Source organism: Flavobacterium sp. LC2016-13 (assembly GCF_009707955.1).
In the GTDB taxonomy this organism is placed as follows: domain Bacteria; phylum Bacteroidota; class Bacteroidia; order Flavobacteriales; family Flavobacteriaceae; genus Flavobacterium.
Map to the genome: position 1 here is coordinate 360,700 of NZ_WMDQ01000003.1, position 20,383 is coordinate 381,082.

Below are 20,383 nucleotides of genomic sequence, written 5' to 3' on the forward strand. Positions count from 1 at the left end.
ATCTGCAAAATTTGCGTGAAATAAAAATCATTTTAATCTTGTAATCTGTGGCTGTTTTTTTCTCTCGCAGATTTGGCAGATTGAGCAGATTTTTATTTTTTATTCTTTATTCTTTATTCTTTTCTTGTTTCACGCAGATTCAAAATGATTTAGGCAGATTTGCACAGATAATTATTCCAATTAATCTGCATTGATCTGCATGAATCTGCAAAATTTGCGTGAAACAAAAATCATTTTAATCTTGTAATCAATCTGTGGCTGCTTTTTTCTCTCGCAGATTTCGCAGATTGAGCAGATTTTTATTCTTTATTCTATTTTCTTTTTTTCTTTCACGCAGATTTTAATTTTTAATTCTAAATTTTTAATTCAATTCTAGTGTTTGTAAAATTTCAAATCAATTAAATCGTTTTGAATTGGTTTTGGGTTCCAGTTTTGATGAATTGCCAACGCTGCGCCCAAAGCACTTGCCTGCGCCATTGATGCCGCGTATACTTCTACATCAGGAAAAGCTTCTGCAAGCAAATTCATAAAAATTGAATTTTTACTAAATCCTCCGTCCACAAAAATCTTTTTTACAGGACTATTATGAATCACTAAATTAGTCGAAAAAACCTGTTGTTCTACCAAATCCAGCATCAATTGATGATAGGCTATGTCGTAATTTTTAAACGTAGCCAGATCTCTTTTTTGAAATGGACATTCTTTAAGAATATCAAAATCATATTTCTTCGGATAAATGATTTGAAAGTTTAAAGCTCTTAGGTTTGAAACTATCTTTTTATCAAAATAAACGTCTTTAAAAGTATCAAACGGAACATTAAAATGTTCTGCTAATCTTTTGGCTTGTATTTCATGTTCGTTACCAGAAAATAAACGTGCCGCTTTTACCGGTTTTTCGGTGTATTGCATATAACACAAACAATCGTTTCGAAGCTCTTCAAACGTTAGTTCCTTGTTATTAAATGGATTTAATGAAATACTCCAGGTTCCCGTCGATAACAAAACAAATGGCTCTGTAAAGTTGATGGTGTACGGAATAATGGCTGATGAACTATCATGCAAACCAATCCCTACAGCTACATCATCATCTTTTTTAATGACATCTTTTCCGTAATGAAGCGGTGCCAATTTTGGCAATATTTCTTCATTTTTGAGCCATTTATGGTATTTCATTTTTTTGAAATTCCACAAATTGGTATGACATCCAATACTTGTAATATCCGTGTATGCTTCATCAGTTAAAAGAAAACTCAGGTATTGCGGTAAATGCAGGCAATACTTTACTTTCCCGAATAAATCCGGATTTTCTTCTTTTAATCGGTAAATCTGCATTCCGGAATTTAGGCTTCCTAAAACAGGAGAAGCTGTTTTTACTGCAAAAACTTCTTCTCCTTTATATTTGTTGTAAAAAACCGTTTTTAGCGCTTTTGGATATTCTTTTAAATAATTGTACAAAGGCGTTAAAACCTTGCCTTCTTTATCAATATAAACAAAACTGGCTCCGTAAGTGCTAAAATTAATCGCTTTTAGAACATAGTTTTCCAGTGTTTTTATTTCTGATAATTGATCGAGAATCCAGTTTTTGAGAACCTCAATATCTTCACAAGGAAAACCATCTTCATCTACTGTTTCGTCCAGATTTACTGATTTCTCCCAGACAATTTTATAATTTTCGTTAAATAAAAATACCTTTTTGTTGGTTTTACCAATATCAAAAATTGCAACTACATTCATTTTAGTTAATTGTAAATTGTGAATTGTAAATTTTGAATTATGATTTTGTCCGAAGAATAAAATGTTATTAAGCTAAGTCTTTTGTCTTTATATCAATCAATATAATCAACAATTGTTTATTAACTTATAACTCATAATTCATAATTATTATAAGCCTGTAGCCATCGTTTTTAATCCTCTTTCTCCAATCAGGTTTTTTCTAACGGTAAGAGTGCGGTATAATTCAACCGGATTTAATGCTGCTCCTGAACGTAAACGGGCTTCAGCAACTAAAGCACGAACATCTGTACGGAATGCGTTTTGCAGAATTTCCTGTGCTTTTACAACATCATTTTCATCTTGTGCAATTTCTAACGCTTTTCTGTCTACCAAAAGTGCCTGCGCATACGCAATCATAATGGCTTCAACAGATTGTAATAAATCTTCTAACGGATCTTTTATGTTGTGAGATGCATCGATCATCCAGCCTAAATCTTTGGCGTGATTCATTCCTCTGGCATCCATTCCTTCTACTAATTCATTAAAAATCAAGAATAATTGGTATGGTTTTAAAGCTCCGGCTGTTAAATCGTCATCGCCATATTTTGAATCATTAAAGTGGAATCCGCCTAATTTGTTTTCCATTAATAATAAAGAAACAATTTGCTCGATATTCGCATTTGGTAAATGATGTCCTAAATCGACTAATGTTTGGGCTTTATCTCCTAATTTTTTTACATAAGAATACGATTGTCCCCAATCTGCCACAGTTGTAGAATAAAAATTAGGTTCAGCACATTTGTATTCTAAAAATAATTTCCAGTTTGAAGGTAATGCATCGTAGATTTCTTCTAAACTTTCTAAAGTGTTTTGATAGGCTTTACGGAAGTTTAATTGTCCCGGGAAAGAAGATCCGTCTGCTAACCAAACTGTTAACGATTCTGACCCTAATTCAATTCCGTGTTTGATAACTTCGATATTATGTGCAATTGCTTGTTTACGAATCGCTCTGTTCGCGTTTTGTAAAGAACCAAATTTATAAGAATGCTCCTGATTTGCCTGATCCTGAAAAGTATTTGAGTTCATGGCATCAAATTTTAATCCGTGTTGTCCGGCTAAGTTTTTGATTGCCTGATAATCTGTTGGAATATCCCAGGGAATATGCAATGAAATAGCCCCTGAAGCATTGTTTAATGCATGAAGCAAACCAACATCTTCGATTTTTTCTTCTAATGAACGTGGTTCTCCGCCTCCTGCAAAACGTCCGAATCGTGTTCCTCCTGTTCCTAAAGCCCAAGATGGAATCGCGATTTGAAAATCGATTAATTTTTGAATAATTGATTCTGTTTCACCAACTTCTGATGCTGTAAAAGCAAATTTATTTTGATGTTTTTTTAATAACTCATCATTATGAGATTCTATTTTGTTTGATCCAATTAACATATTATTTTTCTTTTAATGGAATTACAATCTATAAATATAATTTGAATTCCTGTTTTACTATACTATTTTATGTTATTTGTTTGTTTAAAAATTACCTTCTTTATTTTAAATACTAACGTTCGAGATTATCGAACGCTAGATCACAAAAAAACCACTTTTGCTTAAACAAACTTAAAAAAAACTGTCTTTATCTATAAAAGCCCATTGCAACTCCGCCGTCTACATTCAGGGCGTTTCCTGTTGATTTATTCAGGAATCCGCCAACAAAGGCAAAACACGCATTGGCAATATCATCGGGCAATATGATTTCATTTAATAGTGTACGTTTGGCATAATAAGCCGGCAATTCTGCTACCGTAATACCATACGCTTTGGCTCTTCCTTCTGCCCAGCCTCCAGACCAAATATTCGAGTCTGAAATTACGGCATCGGGATTTACCGTGTTCACACGGATTTTATCCGGTCCAAGCTCTGCTGCCATTAGGCGTGTTAAGTGTGCCTGTGCCGCTTTCGCTGATCCGTAACCCGGGTTGTTTGGTCCTGCAACAACGGCATTTTTTGATACGATATTTACAATATCGCCTCCAAATCCCTGTTTGCGCATTACCTCGATTCCGGCTTTCGATACTATAAATTGTCCTTTTACCAAAATGTCGTACAGTCTGTCCCATTCTTCAAGGGTATGTTCGGCTATCGATTTTGAGATGCTGATTCCGGCATTGTTCACAATAATATCAGCGCCTCCAAAAGCAAGACACGCCTGGTCTAATGCTTTTTCAGTACTTTTTTCATCGGTAACGTTTAAAAGTGTACTTGCAATAGCATCTTTCCCGAAAGTTTTGATAAAATCTGCTGTTGCTTCCTGCAGACGTTCTTCGTTGATATCGTTGATCACCACGCAAGCGCCTTCCTGGGCGAATTTCTTTGCAATTGCTTTTCCTATTCCGCCTGCCGAGCCTGTTATAACAGCTACTCTTCCTGACAATGCTTTTGGTTTTGGCATTCTTTGCAATTTGGCTTCTTCCAGTAACCAGTATTCGATATCAAAAGCTTCCTGATGCGGCAATGAAGTATATTCCGAAACGGCTTCTGCGCCTTTCATCACGTTTACGGCATTCACATAATATTCTGATGCCAAACGTGCCATGGTTTTATCTTTGGCAAAAGTGAACATTCCAACTCCCGGATATAAAATCACCACAGGGTTCGGGTCACGCATCGCCGGTGAATTCTCTTTTTTACATGTATTGTAATAATCCTTGTACATCGCTCTGTAAGCCTCAAAAGCCGGTGTCAGTTTGGCTTTGATGGCATTGACATCGGATAGATCTTCGTTTGGATCCAATTCTAAAACCAATGGACTGATTTTGGTTCTTAAAAAGTGGTCCGGACAGGAAGTCCCAAGCGGTGCCAGTTTTTCCAGATCGTTGGAGTTGATGAATTCCAAAACCCTTTTATCATCGGTATAATGTCCAATCATTTGGCGTTCTGACGAGCAGAAACCTCTTAGGATCGGTGCTACTTTTGCTGCTTTTAGTTTTCTGGCTTCTTCCGGCAGGCTTTCTATTTTTTGTCCTCCAAAAACAGGACGTTTTTTTCCGTAGTTATTCTCAAGATATGTGGCGCATTTCTCGATTACTTCAAGGGTATTGATGTAACTTTCGTATGATGTATCTCCCCAGGTAAATAATCCGTGAGAACCCAACATAATTCCTCTTAGTTTTTTGCCTTTTTTTCCGGCTTCTTCCAGACAAGATCTTAATTGTAATCCCAAGTCGAAACCCGGACGCTGCCAGCCTACCCAGCCTATTTCGCCGTCGAATAATTCCTCGGTGATTTTTGCCCCGTCTTTCGCTGCTGCAATGGCAATTGCCGCATCGGGATGTAAATGGTCAATATGTTTGAAGGGTAAGAATCCGTGTAAAGGCGTATCAATAGAAGGTGCTTTTGAGGCCAAATCAAAAATACAGTGGTTGAATAATTCTACCATTTCATCTTCGAATTCAATTCCTTTGTAAACGTTTTCCAAATTGCGTAATCGGTCTAAATACAATGCCGCACAGCCTGATTTGGTCAGTGTTCCGATATCTCCTCCCGAACCTTTGATCCACATTACCTCTGAACTTGCTCCCGTTAAAGGATCTTTGTCAGTGATTTTTACAGAAGTGTTTCCTCCTCCGTAATTGGTTAAACGCAAATCGGCCCCAAGCAAATTGGAACGATAAATGAAAAGCCCTACTTCATCTCCTGCCAATGCGGCTGCCTTACTCTCATCCCAAAGATAGCTTACGTGCTTAAAATTCATATTGATTGTATTTGTATTCGACATTGTTTTTATAATATATTTGGTTGTTTATTATATACTTATAATGAATTTCCGATTCCGACCAAAACAATCGAAAGCATGATTAATCCAATTCCCAATAAAAAAGTATTGAATGTTTTTTTAGAAACTCCTGACCATTCTTTTAAATAAAATCCCCAGAAATTGGCAGTTAAAATAATCGTTGCCATGTGCAGAATCCATGAACTGGCGCCATTTCCCAGTTTGCTTTCTCCCATTCCGTAAAAGAAAAACTGCAAAAACCACATGGTTCCGGCAAGGGCAGAAAAAAGAATATTTTTTGTAATTGGAGTTTGTTTATTGGTATAATCTCCAAAGGTTTTATTTTTAAAATTAAGGTATAAACACCAAATAAAATTGGTTGTAAGTCCGCCCCAAAGTAAAACGATATAGGTTACATTATTCTGAAACAAAGGGTTACAACCTGATACCACGGCAGCTTCGGCCATTGGTTTTCCGGCTTCGATTCCGTAATTGAAGAATGAACTTAAAACTCCAGATATTACTGCGATGATAAGCCCTTTTACCAAATTAAAATCTTTGTCTTTATCTTCATGTCCTACGGCGAAATCTTTCTCTTTTAGAATTCCGGCTTTCCCTGAAATGGCAATTCCCAAAAGACAAACCGCAACGCCTAATAAAACTAATTGTCCTCCGTTGCTGTGAAGCATGTGTGTAAAAGAAACTTTTCCCGGTGTTGGATAAAAATTATAATAAATAGAAGGAACTAAAGCTCCAAAAGCGGAACAAAAACCTAATACGATTGAATTTCCTAATGACATTCCTAAATAACGAACACCAAGTCCGTAAGTTAGTCCTCCAATTCCCCAAATTAACCCCATTGAGAAAGTAAAAGCTTTGATTGTTGGTGAGGCTGCAGCGATAATTTCCGGAAAATTTGGAATCGTTAAATAAGCTGCAATTGGCGGAACGATAAGCCAGGAGAAAAAACCTCCTACGAGCCAGTAACTTTCCCAAGCCCAATTTTTAACTTTTTTGAAAGGCATATAAAAACTCCCAGAAGAAAATCCTCCTATGGAGTGAAAAATAATTCCCAGTAATGATTCCATTTATAATTTTGTTTTTTGTGGTTATGTGATAGTTAATCTCGTTTTGTAAAATAAGAGAATGTAAAAAACAAAACTATCCTGTACTATCCTTTATATTATATGTTAAATAGACGTGTTATTACAAAGAAGAGTCTCTTTATATTGAAAAAATAAATTTAAAATTTCTATTTTAGCAATCGATTTCGCAATTACTAAAATCTCATTTATTTAATAAATAAAAAATCAGATTGAGGGCTAAATAAGCTAAATTAAGATTATTCTTATTATTTTAAATACCGTTATAATGGTAGTTTGCTAGTTTAAAACTATTTATAAAAATATAATTTAAAATTGCGTTTTATTAGGAGCGTAATTTGAAAATCAAGAACATGATCAAACTTATTAAAATAGATGAAGATTCAAGGGTTCCTAAGTACAAGCAAATTGTTGATTCGATTTTGCAGAATATTGCTAATGGAAATTTGAAAATAAATCAAAAAATCCCTTCGATAAACAGCTTTAGTGAAGAATTTTATATGTCGAGGGATACGGTTGAGAAGGCTTATAATATTTTGAAAGAGCGAAAAATTATTTCATCGATTAGAGGAAAAGGCTATTATATTACCCGGACAAAACTTGAATCTAAGGTAAATATCTTGTTTTTGTTTAATAAACTGAGTGCGTATAAAATGAAAACATACAACTCTTTTATTAATACGGTTGGTGCAAATGCTCACGTGGATTTGCATATTTATCATTGCGATGAAACGCTGTTTTTGAATCTATTAGACAAATTTGAGAGCGTTTATGACTATTATGTAATCACGACTCATTTTAAAACTGACGAACTTAAGCATTTGAGTTTTACGGATGATGTTGTAAAAGCGATTCAAAGAATTCCGCAGGAAAAACTGGTTATCATGGATAATATTAAGCTTTCTATGGAAGGCGAGATTATCAAAATATATCAGGATTTTGAAAATGATATATATAATGCTTTAAAAGAAGGAATCGCCAAAATATCCAAATACAAGCGATTAATTTTAATTTATCCTGAAAAAGCAGTTTACCCTTATCCAAGAAGAATTTTACACGGATTTAAAAAGTTTTGTGTAGAGCATGAAATAAATTTCGAGATTTTAAGCGAGGTTTATGATGATATGGTTTTGAAAAAAGGGGATTTATTTATTACGATTGAAGAATCGGATTTGGTGAATTTAATGAAACAGATTCGCGATGAAGAATATGTTTTAGGAAAAGATATTGGTGTGATCTCTTATAATGATACGCCTCTGAAAGAACTTTTAGGTATAACGGTAATGTCGACCGATTTTAATGTAATGGGCGAAACTGCTGCCCGAATGATTTTGAATAAAGAAAAAGGATCTGTTAAAGTGCCTTTTAATTTTATTGATCGGAATTCTATTTAGGTAAGGTTCAAAGGATCAGAGGTACAAAGGTTCAAAGGCTTTTTTAGGCGCTTCGGGACTGAGGTTCTAAGGGACTGAGGTTCTAAGAAACTAAGTATTTTAGCTGTTTGTGAAAAATCTGAAGTCTTTGTTAGATTTTGATTTTCATAAGAATATAAAAAAAATGCGCAAACGTCTTTGACTTGCGCATTTTTTCATTAAAACTTTTTGTAGAGCGGTATCTGAATTTTTTAAGCTTCAAATATATTAAATAGATCTAATCGCCTTTTATAATTAATTCTGTAATTGATTTTTGAGACTGTACAACTTACTTCTAAGATTTTTTAACATTAGAGGATCTGAAACTTTACCTTTAACCCTGTCTAAAAAAATAGGTTCTCCGATAGTCATTTTTAGAACATGTCCTTGTTTGTTAAACATTTCTGAGATTAATTTTGAAGTTTGCAACATGGGATGAATTGATTTTAACATACTGAAGAAAAAACCATTATTTCCATGAAAATATATCGGTAAAACAGGAACGTCTGATTTGCAGATAATTTTGCCTACTACAGGATGCCATTCGGGATCTGTTATTTTACTAGTCTTAAAATCATAAGATGAAACTTCTCCGGCAGGAAATATTGCAACAGGAGTACCTTCTGATAAAGTTTTGAATGTCATTTTTAATCCTGTAATGCTCGCAGAATTTTGCACATTCTCGAACGGATTTACCGCAATAATGCATTTTTCAAGATTTGGAATTTCCTTTAATAAAAAATTCCCCATATACAATGTATCAGGACGTATTTTCGCAATTGTACTTAACAAAGCCAATGATTCGATACCTCCATAAGGATGATTTGCAACAACTATAAATGCTCCTTCACGAGGAATATTTAGTAATTCGGTTGCATCAAATTGAACTTTTACACCAATTTTCGTTAAAACATGATTGGCAAAATCTGCACCCTCAAGATTACCGCCTTCTCTTACAACCTCATTTAAATTATTTATTTTCAATACTTTCATTAAATATGAGGATAATCCTGGTATTGGAATTTTAGAAAGTCCTGCAGCTTCTGAAAATTTTTCTTTGGATATCAATGTCATATTTTATAATTATTAAGGTTGAATGCGAAATCAATTAGAACTAGCAATAGTTATGTTTATTTGTGAAATTTTGTTTATTAAATCATGACTTGAAACAAGAAAAGACAGATGGTAAATCATCTCCGTATTTTTATTGCAATCGTGGTAAAGATAATCGGATTTTATATGCGAAAATTGAATATGTAAATAAAATAATTATTAAGAGAAAGTATATTTTTCTTAATGTTGTTTTTCTTAATTATAGAAGTGAAAAAATCGTCTGTTTTTTCTTTTTTTTGCAATCCTAATGTACAGAATTCGATTTTTTATTAGTGGATTTAAGGGTTTTAAAAGAAACCTAACTTTTCTGGTTTGAAGTTCTCATCGTCCACAAAAATTTAGAGACATCCAAAGTCATTTGATTTTGGAGGTTTTTCGTTTCAAGAAGGTTAATCTTTTATACTTGTGTTTGAATAGCCATATTTAATAACATTAAAGGTTCGAATTTTTTAAGTTATAAAATTAAAGCTAACCAAAAATGTTTTATAATCTATTTTCTATTTTATTTAGTTCTTTTATTGCTTCATCAGCTCCGACTAATCGGTCTTCAAAAAATGAATGGTATCTAACTGTATCTATGATTAACTCTTCAAATTCATTTTCTAAAACTCTTAAATGGAGATAATTTGGTTTAGCTTTTCGATAAATATTATAATCAATTATTGTAATACCGTCAATCTTGTTCATTTTAAAAATTAATTTTTCAAAGATTTTAACGTTTTTAGAGTTCTTCATTGTCCACGTTATTCTACTGATTTTTCCTGAATCAACTTTTTCCATTTGATAACTATCCTCTGGACTTAAGTCATATTTAGATACAGTTAATAAAATTTTGCTAAATTTTACTGCTTCTAAATATTTCCCATCACTTTTACTAATTAATTTTCCATGCTCACTTTTTCTTAAGTCATTACCTAAGCTTATACAAGTTTTTGAAAAATTAGTGTTACTAAAGGATAACTTCTCCTTACGATCTGTAAAAGAGTACAAAATAAGAATTAGAAATAGGATTATAATTTTTCTCATTTGTTATTCTTAAAATTGGTTAAAAATGTAAAAGCTTTACCTGTGGCTTTCTCTACTAAAGTGGAGATTCGCAGAACAGATTCAAATTACAATCCAATTATGGATGTTTAAAATTTAGATAAAAAAATCATTCCTGAATTGTAGAACTAAGAGATTTAAACTCTACAGTATTATTTTTATTGAATTTATAGCTGTAAATTGTTCTTCCAGAAATATGTCCATCGCTATAGTCAGCAATTAACCATTTATTTCCAAGAATTTGAATGTTTTCAAAAAACATTTTTCCACCTAAAATGGGCTCTAATGGAATTAATTCTGGATTTTTTCGTAATGAATTTTCAATATACTTTTCAGGATTTTTTATTCCTTTATTAATGAAATCTATTCCTTCAGATTCAATATCAAACCAGTAATTTTTATTCAACTTGGCTTTTTTAAATTCTATATTTAGGGAATCATTTTTCTGCTTCAAGTGAATGTTTTCTGATTTAAGCTTTTCGATGGTTAAATTTGACTCATAATTTAGTTTTTCACAACTTAAAATGGAAAATAACATTACAACTAAAATTAATTTATTCATTACGTTTATTTTGTAAATTTTGCTTTTTAATTGAATTGCTTGCTAGTATTAGCTTGCTCTATGAATAACTTTTTTTAGTCTAATATAAGAAAAATCTCTACAATAGCTAATTTATATTTTAATTCAAATATTTACTTAAAAACATCTGTTAGATTTAGAAATAAAGATCCTTCACAGGGTCGAACCAACGACATGAAAGTAGTGCTTTATTAAAATTAAAAAAAACCTAATCATAATGTAACTTCAACCAGAAATTTTAATACCCCAACAAACTTCTCACTCTTACTTTATAAGTTTCACCAATTGGCAATCGTTTCTTACCTATAACAATTTTGCCTTTTTCGAGATAATTAATCGAATTCAAATTAATTATAAAGGATCTGTGGATACGCAGAAAATGTTCCGGAGGTAATATTGTTTCCATATTTTTCATTGTTTCAAGGGTAACAATTTTTCCTGCTGTAGTCAAAAAGATTAAATAATCTCCTAATGCTTCGATGTATACTATAGACGAAAGATCTGTTTTATGAAGGCGATGTTCTGTTCTAAGCATTAAATGACCGGTACAATTTCCGAGATTATTCTGAATTCGCTCTTTGGCTTTTTCAGCTGCTACAAGAAAACGGTCAAAAGTTATGGGTTTAAGCAAATAATCTATCACATCGTTATTGAAACCATCTAAGGCATATTCCGCGTAAGCAGAAGTTATAATTACCTTCGTATTCGTTTCTTTTATGAGTTCCATTATTTCGATTCCTCTTATTTCCGGCATTTGAATATCCAGAAAAAGAAGATCTGCATTCTCCTGCAAAACTGCTTTTATGGCTTCGGGAGGTTCAGTTGTTTTTAAAACGAGAACAAAACCGGGAGTATCGGCCACATAAGAAGCCAGCAATCGTATCGCGGGATGCTCATCATCAAGAATTATACATCTTATAAGCTCTTTATTTATCATTTCTAATTGTCAGTTTTACAATAAACGATTCGTTATCTTTTTCGATTTCTAAAGTATGATTTCCGGGATATAGTAATTCAAGTCTCTTTTTTACGTTTTCGATTCCAATTCCGCCAACAGCATCTGTATTTATTCTCGTTGTTAGATTAGAACATTGAAAAAACAACTGTTCTGCATCACTTTTCAAAATCATTTTTAACCATGTTTGATCTGATTTTATTGCGCCGTGTTTGAATGCATTTTCTATAAAAGGAACAAATATCAACGGAGGAAATAGTTGCTGGGGATCTTCTATATCAATTTTAATCTCAATGTCTGATGGTTTCTCAAATCGGAGTTGCTGTAAGTAAATAAACTTTTCAAGATACTCGATCTCTTTTTCTAATGCAATTTTCTCTCCTGCATCATACAACATGTAGCGTAATAATTCGGCAAGATGGTCAATTGCGGGAAGTGCATGATTACTTTTTTCATGAACAAGTGAATATATATTGTTAAGATTGTTGAATAAAAAATGAGGATTAATCTGCGACCGCAAAAATAATAATTCTGTTTGCTTGTTTCGAAACTGCAGCCTAACATGTTGTAAATCCCGATATTGTGAATATCTGATAAGATAAAAAACACAACCAAATGCAATATTGATTATTGCGGTAAAAAAAACTAAATGAAAATGGTCACGGCTTCTTATAGGTGAATTTTCGAAAAATACCGTCCAAAAAAAACTCAAATAAAAAAATGAAACTGAAAGTAATAGAATTAGAACTAAAATAGCCAGCATATTTCTGAGAGGATAAAACCGATGCAAAGTCAAATATGTACCAATTGATAAACCATAGTAAAGAAACATATCAATAATAAACCGAATCCAGGTTTTTAGATGATAACTTCCGTTAGGAATATTGAAACGACCGTGAACAAGATTGGGCAGTTGACGCATTCCGAACGACAACATATAAAAGACTATAAACGCAAGCGTAAATAAAAAAATTCTTCTTTTCATTACACAAAGTTATATTATTATTGGCTCCGTTTTTAGAATTTACAAACGTGTTTATCGATGATTTTTCCGTGTTCAACGAAAAATTTAAAAAGACCTTAGTGTTTCCTGTTTCTTTGATTATGAATCAATTAAACAATCACATGAAAACTATTATTCTTTACATCGTAACTGCCCTCGCCTGTCTTATCATGCATCATTGTAATGGTCAGGGTGTCATTTCTAATTTAGAAAATTATTTTAAGATTCTTGCGCTTTCCAATCAGCATAATGGAAATATCCTTGTCGCTGAAAATGGAAAAATTGTTGCCGAACTTTCTTCGGGATATGCCGATATTCCTTTAAAGAAGCCTTGCATTTCCTATTCAAGATTTAATTTGGCATCGATTTCAAAAGTAATTACCTCAACGGCGATTTTGCAATTAAGAGATAAAGGAAAATTTAAACTTGATGATCCATTAATACTGTATTTGAAAGATTTTCCTTTTAAAGAAATTACAATCAGGCATCTTCTTACACATACATCGGGTTTGCCTGATCTTGAATTGTTTGAGGAAATTGTAAAACGTTATCCTGACACGATTATAACCAATCAAAACGTAATTCCCGAGCTTCAAAAATGGAAACATGGACTATATTTTAAACCTGGTGATAAGTTACAATATTGCAATACAGAATATAATTTGCTGGCTCTTTTAATTGAAAATAGAAGTGGACTAAAATTGGATAATTATTTAAAGAAAAACATATTTCGTCCCGCCGGAATGCATAATGCTTATTTAAGTATATATCCTGATTTCGTTAAAAACGATAAATTGGCTGTAATAGCACACGCCAAACCTCATCCAGGTTATGATAGTACTTATATTGCTGTTGATTCCATTCCCAGATACAAATACCTGAATTATAACAATAAAGGAACTGTTGGACAAGGAAATATAATGTCGACAACGAGCGATCTTTTACTTTTTGATAAGGCTTTTTTTGATGGTAAATTATTAAAAGGAAGTTCGGTTACAGAAGCTTTAACGCCGCTTACTTTAAACAACGGAACTACTTATTATGGCGGAATGGATACGCTTGAAGTCGAAGGAAAAATGACTTATGGATTAGGCTGGGAAATATTTGAACAACCTTTATACGGAAAATCCGTAGGACACGGCGGTTATAAAATTGGTCTTGCGACTTTTTACTGGCATAATATGGATAAAAATCAGGTCATTATTGGTTTTGATAATACCGCCGGCAGCGAATTTGGTCGGTTTCTAACTTCTTCTATTTCTATTTTAAACGGAAAAGCACCATTGGAATTACGTACTTCGAAATCTCTTGTAACACTTTATGGAACTGCTTTGGTAAAAAATGGAATTGATTATGCAGCCGCCATTTTAAATGCGAATAAAACAAATAAAAAATATTATTTAAGTGAATGGGAAATGAACGAATTGGGTTATAATCTTTTCTATATGTCTTCATTTAAAAACCATCAGGAACTTGCTATCGAAACTTTTAAATTGGCCACTTTTCTATTTCCGGAAAGTTTTAATACTTACGACAGTTACGCTCAATTATTGATGGAATCAGGTAAAAATGAAGAAGCTATTATGATGTATAAAAAATCAATTGAACTTAATGAAAACAACAAAGAAGGAAAACAAAAATTGGAGCAATTGCTAGGTCAAAAATAATTCTCCTTTTTATATACAACTGAACCTAAATTTTAAGCAGCTATAATATTTTGTAATCTTTTATTTAAATTATATTTATTTTTACAGTTCATTTTTATACAACATGACTACAAAAGAAGAACCTATACCACATAATGAATCAGAACGTTTGGCAGCATTAAGGCGTTATAATATTCTGGATACGCTTCCCGAACATACTTTTGATGATGCAACGAAACTCGTTTCTTATGTATGCGGCGTACCTATTGCGCACATTTCGTTTATTGACGAAAGCAGGCAGTGGTTTAAATCTGAAATTGGAGTGGGCGTATCTGAAGTTCCTCGGGAAATCACTTTCTGCAGGTATACTATTCTGGACTCTAAAATGGTTGAAATACCAGATACACATTTAAATGAGCGTTTTAAAAACGATCCTAATGTTACTGATGGTTATAAAGTCAGGTTTTATGCCGGTGTTCCACTTACAACTCCAGATGGTTATAACATCGGAACTCTTTGTGCGGTAGATCATGTTTCTAAAAAACTGAATGAAAGTCAGCGAAATGCACTTTCAATTATTGCAAAACATGTGATAAATCAGTTGGAATTAAGAACAAAAAATATAGAACTGGACGCTCAGAAAAAAATTGCCGAACTTGCAGTATTGGCAAAAGATAGTTTTCTGGCCAACATGAGCCATGAAATCAGGACGCCTTTAAATGCTATTATTGGTTTTACAGATCTTCTTGCCCAAACAAGGTTAGATGCTATTCAGCGTGATCATATTGACAGCGTACAAATCGCCGGAGAAAATCTGCTTCTTATCATTAATGACATTCTGGATCTTTCTAAGATAGAATCTGGCAATTTAACTATTGATGCACAGCCATTCAACTTAAAAAAAACGCTTAAACATATTTATAACCTGCTAAAGATAAAAGTTCCTGCAGCTGTAGAATTCAATCTTTTTCTGGATGCCGATATGCCGGAAATGGTAATTGGTGATCAGGGAAGACTAAACCAGATCCTGGTTAATCTTGCAGGTAATGCGCTTAAATTTACTTCTGAAGGTGAAGTAACTATTTCTGTAAAAAAGATTGATGAGACTGAAGATCAATATTCTATTCGATTTTCTGTTAAAGATACTGGTATAGGAATTCCCAAAAGCAAACTGGAAACTATTTTTGAACGTTTTACTCAGGCAGAAGAAAGCACAACGAGAAGATTTGGTGGTACAGGACTTGGTCTAAGTATTGTAAAGCAACTGGTAGAATTGCAAAATTCTGAAATTCATATAAAAAGTCAGGAAGGGCGCGGTTCTGAATTTTTCTTTACTCTTGTGTATAAGAAAGTAAATCAAACCCAAACAGAAACGGTAGTATCATCTGAAGAAAATTTGGACAAACTTAAAATACTGCTTTGTGAAGACAATGTTTTAAACCAAAAACTCGTAAAGAACGTTATTCATAACTTTGGATTTGAATTGGATATCGCCGAAAATGGTGAAGAAGCAATAGCTCTTTTATCAAAAAACAAATATGATCTGGTATTGATGGATCTTCAAATGCCTGTTAAGGATGGATACCAAACTACATTATATATTAGAAATGAAATGAATTTATCCATTCCTATTATAGCAATGACGGCACATTCTCTTGCAGGCGAACAAGAACGTTGTTATACCGTAGGAATGAATGCTTATGTAGCCAAACCTTTTAAACAAACTGTACTTTTACAGGCTATAAAATCAGTATTAAGCAACGCTGAAAAGCCAGTGCAAAAACGTGAGCTCGATTTATCTTACTTAGATGAAATGGCATGTGGCGACATAAAATTCAGGCAGGAAATGATAGATCTTTTTATAAAAATGATTCCAAACCAGGCTGATCAACTCGAAAAAGCTTTCAATATTAATGAAATTGATACCGTTAAAAAACTGTCTCATCATATGAAATCCAGTTTAGATATGTTTCTGCTGAAAGACCTTTCCAATGCTTTATCTGTTATTGAAGAAGAAGCTTATACCGGAGCATTTACTAGTGAAAGTGCAGATAAAATAGACCTGATACACTGTGGAATCGCTGAAGTAGTTAAAATTTTAAATGAACTATGATAAAACAAAAATTAAGTATAGCTTTACGTTATTTCCTAATTTTGTAGAATTAATTTGCTCCAAACAAAAATTTAAATCATGAGAATAATCTTAGCTGAAGATAATGATATCCTACGCAAATCATTATCCTTTTTCCTGGAATCTAAAGGATTTACTGTTGATCAATTTTCTGATGGTAAGGATGCATTACAAGCCATTGAAGTTAATAAATACGATCTTATACTAACAGATATAAATATGCCCGGCATAAGCGGAATGGAAATTACACAGTATGTAAGACAGAGAATTGGTTCTGACATTCCGATAATTATACTTACTTCTTCAGGCGTAGAACAAACCGAGCTGGATTCTTTTGATATAGGCGCAAACGAATTTATTGCCAAGCCTGTTAGTCCGGCTGTGTTGTTGGTGAGAATTAATAAATTACTAAATACACGCGCTTAATGAAATTTCTATATTATACCCTTTTTTTACTATTCATATCAAACACGATACTGGGGCAGGAAATTAATTTTGATACAGCCATGTCTGAAGCAAAACATGAAGTTGAAAAAGGCAACTACGATAAAGCTTTATCAATACTTGAACCTTTGAGTGCAAAATTTCCTGAAAATGAAGATGTAAAAATTTATATTGGCCGTATATACAGCTGGAAAAAAGATTATAATACCGCTATAAAAATCCTTTCCCCGATGGCAGACAGGTCAAAACCTGACGCTGAAGCTTTATTGGCTATTATTAATGTATATTTTTGGTCAGAGCAATTTGATAAATGCAATTTTTATTGTGACAAATATCTGGTTATCGACCCTAATTCTACAGATGTAATTCTAATAAAAGCCAACTGTCTTGAAAAACTGGGTCGTGACAAAGAAGCATTAGAAGCAGTTGAAAAAGTACCTGTAAATGAAAACAATACTCAGGCAATTACGGGCTTGCGAACACTTATTGGCCGTAAGGCAAAAAATGCAATAGCCGTTTCATACCTAAATGTCTCTACATCTAATCCGGGACAATCACCATTGCATTACGGATATGTCGAATATTCTCATAAGTTTAGCAAATCAGCACTTGTAGGACGTGCCAATGTGGGATACGCAAACAATGACACACAAATGTTATTTGAAGCTGATTATTATCAAACATTTTCCAAACGAAATTATCTTTATGTAAATGCGGGTGTTTCAACAGGACAAACCATATTTCCTGTTGCAAAAGCAGGTGTAGAATATTATTTTACTCCATACAAAAAGTTTGATTACTCACTTGGCTTAAAATTTATGCATTTTGAAACCGAAGATGTAACATTACTTACAGGGCAATTATCCTATCGAATGGGCACTTATACCCTCGCCTACAGACCTTTTTATGATACAGGAAACGAATTATTCTCTCACGTTTTAAGTTTACAGACTACAAATGAAGAAAAAGAAAGTTTGCTAAGATTAGAACTGCAATACGGAAATGTTCCCTACCTATATCTTTACAATAACTTTATTGAGCCTTTAAAAGCTTACAGAGTTGGCATACAATACCAGCAGCGTTTTGGAAAGTCATTTTTTGTAAGACCTATTTTCCTATACGAGTATGAAGAATATTTACCTGAGCAATACAGAAACAGATTTAATGCTCAAATAATTATTACTAAACGATTCTAATATGAGTAAGCTCTGGGAACTTTATAAAAGTGGTGTATGGGTACAGCCTTTTCTATTGCTGTCAATAATCTTGTTTGTAGCGACATCATTTATTCTGTATATATTGATTGTCAGTAGTCGTAGTAAGAATATAAAAAAGAAAGACTTCGTATCGAATACAATATTCTTATTGAAAAATTAATGTTCTCTATCGTTTTTCAGGACATCTCTTTTTCAACAATTAGTGAAGATTTGGAATATAGAAGACTTTCAAAAACAACTTTTTTTAGAGAAGTTCTAATGGAATCTATTATTAACCTTCATAAAAATTACGAAGGCATTCATGCAGAGAAACTTGAAGAATTTTATAAAGAATCGGGATTAATAAATGATTCCTTTAAAAAACTCAAAAGCCTGAAATGGGAACTAAAATGTAAAGGAATTACCGAGCTTGCCGAACTCAATATTACCGATGCTTTTCAGAGTATCATAAAAGTCTCTAAAGGACGAAATAAAACGCTAAAAATTACCGCCTTAAACGCCGGTATTAAACTTGCCGGAACAAAAGCAATAGTACATCTTACTGGGCACGCTCATCCTATTGATGATTGGACACAGATCAATATTATAAGTGCTTTTAAAAAACATGATATAGGAGATACTAAAGGTGTTGAACTCTTACTCGAATCTCAAAACACAACTGTTATTGTACTTGGTCTCAAACTTATAGAAGAGCTTAAGCTTACTCAAAAAATTCCTTATATCACACAATTAGTTGACAGGGCTCCAAATACGATGATCAAATATGAAGCGCAAAACGTATTGCAGCTATTAACAGTTTAAAACAATATAAGCAATGACTTTTTTTAATAGCGAAATAACATTATTTATTCATATCTATCTAATTCTTATACTTGGTTATGCGATATTGATTATGTCGTCCTATCTTATATTAGCTCATCTTTCTACAAGAGAACTAAAGGAATATCTTAAAAAGAACAGTTTTGTAGACTATAATGTGCTTCTTACAAGTCAGTTTGCACCAAAACTCTCCCTAATTGCACCTGCTTATAATGAAGCCTTTACCATTGAAGAAAATGTAAAATCTTTACTTTCCCTAAATTATAATAATTATGATGTAATTGTGGTAAACGACGGTAGTAAAGATAATTCAATGGAAATCCTCATTAAAACCTATGACCTTGTTTTAACAGATCTGAACATTCACCCAAAAATTAAAACAAAAAAAATCAAAGGTCTTTATACCTCTCGAAATGCTGCTTATAAAAAACTGATCGTTGTTGACAAAGAAAATGGCGGTAAAGCCGATGCTCTTAATGTTGGTCTTAACATTGCACAACATCCTTATGTGGTATGCATTGACGTTGATTGTATTTTGGATAAAGATTCGCTGCTTAAACTGGCAAAACCTTTTCTGGAATCTCACGGAAAGCGCATTATTGCGACTGGCGGCGTTGTGAGAATAGCAAACCAATGTATTATTAAAAATGGACGTTTGGTCGAAGTAAATATTCCGGATCTTATGTTGCCAAGAATACAGGTTTTAGAATACCTAAGAGCATTTCTTTTGGGAAGAATGGCTTGGGGCAGACTCGATGGATTATTACTTATCAGCGGTGCTTTTGGTGCATTTGATAAAGAAATAGCTTTACTGGCAGGTGGTTACGATACAAAAACAGTAGGCGAAGACATGGAACTGGTAGTCAGAATGCGTCGTTATATGCTGGAAAACAAAATCCCTTACTCCATAAGTTATATTCCTGACCCACTTTGCTGGACCGAAGCGCCGGAAGATTTTAAAATCTTCAAAAAACAACGCAGTCGTTGGATGAGAGGAACAATTGAAACACTTAGCCTTCACAAAAAAATGTTCTTAAATCCTAAATATAAACTATTGGGAATGTTAAGTATTCCTTATTGGACATTGTTTGAATTCCTGGCTCCCGCAATAGAATTTATTGGTATTGCGATTACAATCGTGTTTTTTGTATTCGGTTTAATTCACTGGCATTTTTTCTTTTTACTTTTGCTTTTTGTTTACTGTTTTGCAATTTTATTCTCCGTTATTGCCTTGTACAGTGAGGAGCGTACGTATCATAAATATCCAAAACAAGCAGACTTTTTTAAGCTGCTTTTAGCTGCTTTCATAGAACCTTTTTATTTCCATCCAATGGCTGTATATGCTGCTTTAATTGGTTATAAAGAAAAAATTATGGGAACCAAAGGCTGGGGTGAAATGACAAGAAAAGGCTTTACCAAGAAATAATAGATTCT

16 protein-coding genes are annotated in these 20,383 nt (G+C 33.1%); 7 read left to right on the top strand and 9 right to left on the bottom strand.

The annotated features are described in order from the left end of the window. Positions 1-372: 372 nt before the first annotated feature. The 4 genes from GKZ86_RS08640 to rhaT all read right to left on the bottom strand — a co-directional run bounded on the left by GKZ86_RS08640 (position 373) and on the right by rhaT (position 6,570). On the bottom strand, positions 373-1,734 hold the full coding sequence (locus GKZ86_RS08640) for an FGGY-family carbohydrate kinase (RefSeq protein WP_154782712.1): 1,362 nt from the start codon (positions 1,732-1,734) through the stop codon (positions 373-375). Positions 1,735-1,881: 147 nt separating this feature from the next. Continuing rightward, on the bottom strand, positions 1,882-3,156 hold the full coding sequence (locus tag GKZ86_RS08645; RefSeq protein WP_154782713.1) for a TIM barrel protein: 1,275 nt from the start codon (positions 3,154-3,156) through the stop codon (positions 1,882-1,884). A 187-nt stretch (positions 3,157-3,343) separates the two neighbouring features. After that, positions 3,344-5,485, bottom strand: coding sequence for a bifunctional aldolase/short-chain dehydrogenase (locus tag GKZ86_RS08650; RefSeq protein WP_154782714.1), 2,142 nt, complete (start codon positions 5,483-5,485; stop codon positions 3,344-3,346). A gap of 35 nt (positions 5,486-5,520) precedes the next feature. Then, on the bottom strand, positions 5,521-6,570 hold the full coding sequence (gene rhaT / locus GKZ86_RS08655) for an L-rhamnose/proton symporter RhaT (RefSeq protein ID WP_154782715.1): 1,050 nt from the start codon (positions 6,568-6,570) through the stop codon (positions 5,521-5,523). Between the two features lie 368 nt (positions 6,571-6,938). On the opposite strand from rhaT, the gene GKZ86_RS08660 reads away from it, so the two are divergent. After that, positions 6,939-7,979 carry a GntR family transcriptional regulator gene (locus GKZ86_RS08660; protein WP_154782716.1) on the top strand — a complete coding sequence of 347 codons (1,041 nt, stop codon included), beginning with the start codon at positions 6,939-6,941 and terminating at the stop codon, positions 7,977-7,979. A 273-nt stretch (positions 7,980-8,252) separates the two neighbouring features. Here GKZ86_RS08660 and GKZ86_RS08665 read toward each other — a convergent pair whose 3' ends face one another. From GKZ86_RS08665 to GKZ86_RS08685, 5 genes are all read right to left on the bottom strand, one after another. Continuing rightward, positions 8,253-9,071: a hypothetical protein gene (locus GKZ86_RS08665; protein ID WP_154782717.1), complete on the bottom strand. Its 819-nt coding sequence runs from the start codon at positions 9,069-9,071 to the stop codon at positions 8,253-8,255. 522 nt (positions 9,072-9,593) lie between these two features. Next, positions 9,594-10,136, bottom strand: a complete 543-nt coding sequence (locus tag GKZ86_RS08670) for a hypothetical protein (protein WP_154782718.1) — start codon at positions 10,134-10,136, stop codon at positions 9,594-9,596. 127 nt (positions 10,137-10,263) lie between these two features. Beyond that, positions 10,264-10,716 carry a hypothetical protein gene (locus GKZ86_RS08675; RefSeq protein WP_154782719.1) on the bottom strand — a complete coding sequence of 151 codons (453 nt, stop codon included), beginning with the start codon at positions 10,714-10,716 and terminating at the stop codon, positions 10,264-10,266. 256 nt (positions 10,717-10,972) lie between these two features. Beyond that, entirely contained in the window at positions 10,973-11,671 is a 699-nt protein-coding gene (locus tag GKZ86_RS08680; RefSeq protein WP_154782720.1) for a LytTR family DNA-binding domain-containing protein, read from the bottom strand. Next, complete coding sequence (locus GKZ86_RS08685) at positions 11,661-12,674, bottom strand: sensor histidine kinase (RefSeq protein ID WP_154782721.1); 1,014 nt, start codon at positions 12,672-12,674, stop codon at positions 11,661-11,663. The genes GKZ86_RS08680 and GKZ86_RS08685 overlap by 11 nt, the downstream gene beginning before the upstream one ends. Before the next feature lie 140 nt (positions 12,675-12,814). Between GKZ86_RS08685 and GKZ86_RS08690 the strand changes: the two genes are divergently transcribed. The 6 genes from GKZ86_RS08690 (at position 12,815) to GKZ86_RS08715 (ending at position 20,375) form a co-directional block, all read left to right on the top strand. Further along, a complete protein-coding gene (locus tag GKZ86_RS08690; protein WP_194632495.1) occupies positions 12,815-14,359 on the top strand; it encodes a serine hydrolase domain-containing protein in 1,545 nt (514 codons plus the stop codon). Between the two features lie 103 nt (positions 14,360-14,462). Then, positions 14,463-16,451: a GAF domain-containing hybrid sensor histidine kinase/response regulator gene (locus tag GKZ86_RS08695; RefSeq protein ID WP_154782723.1), complete on the top strand. Its 1,989-nt coding sequence runs from the start codon at positions 14,463-14,465 to the stop codon at positions 16,449-16,451. A 78-nt stretch (positions 16,452-16,529) separates the two neighbouring features. Continuing rightward, on the top strand, positions 16,530-16,895 hold the full coding sequence (locus tag GKZ86_RS08700) for a response regulator transcription factor (protein ID WP_154782724.1): 366 nt from the start codon (positions 16,530-16,532) through the stop codon (positions 16,893-16,895). Continuing rightward, on the top strand, positions 16,895-18,109 hold the full coding sequence (locus tag GKZ86_RS08705) for a YaiO family outer membrane beta-barrel protein (RefSeq protein ID WP_154782725.1): 1,215 nt from the start codon (positions 16,895-16,897) through the stop codon (positions 18,107-18,109). The genes GKZ86_RS08700 and GKZ86_RS08705 overlap by 1 nt, the downstream gene beginning before the upstream one ends. A gap of 180 nt (positions 18,110-18,289) precedes the next feature. Beyond that, on the top strand, positions 18,290-18,931 hold the full coding sequence (locus GKZ86_RS08710; RefSeq protein ID WP_230328243.1) for a hypothetical protein: 642 nt from the start codon (positions 18,290-18,292) through the stop codon (positions 18,929-18,931). Positions 18,932-18,944: 13 nt separating this feature from the next. Next, positions 18,945-20,375: a glycosyltransferase gene (locus GKZ86_RS08715; RefSeq protein WP_154782726.1), complete on the top strand. Its 1,431-nt coding sequence runs from the start codon at positions 18,945-18,947 to the stop codon at positions 20,373-20,375. The last annotated feature ends 8 nt before the right edge of the window (positions 20,376-20,383 follow it).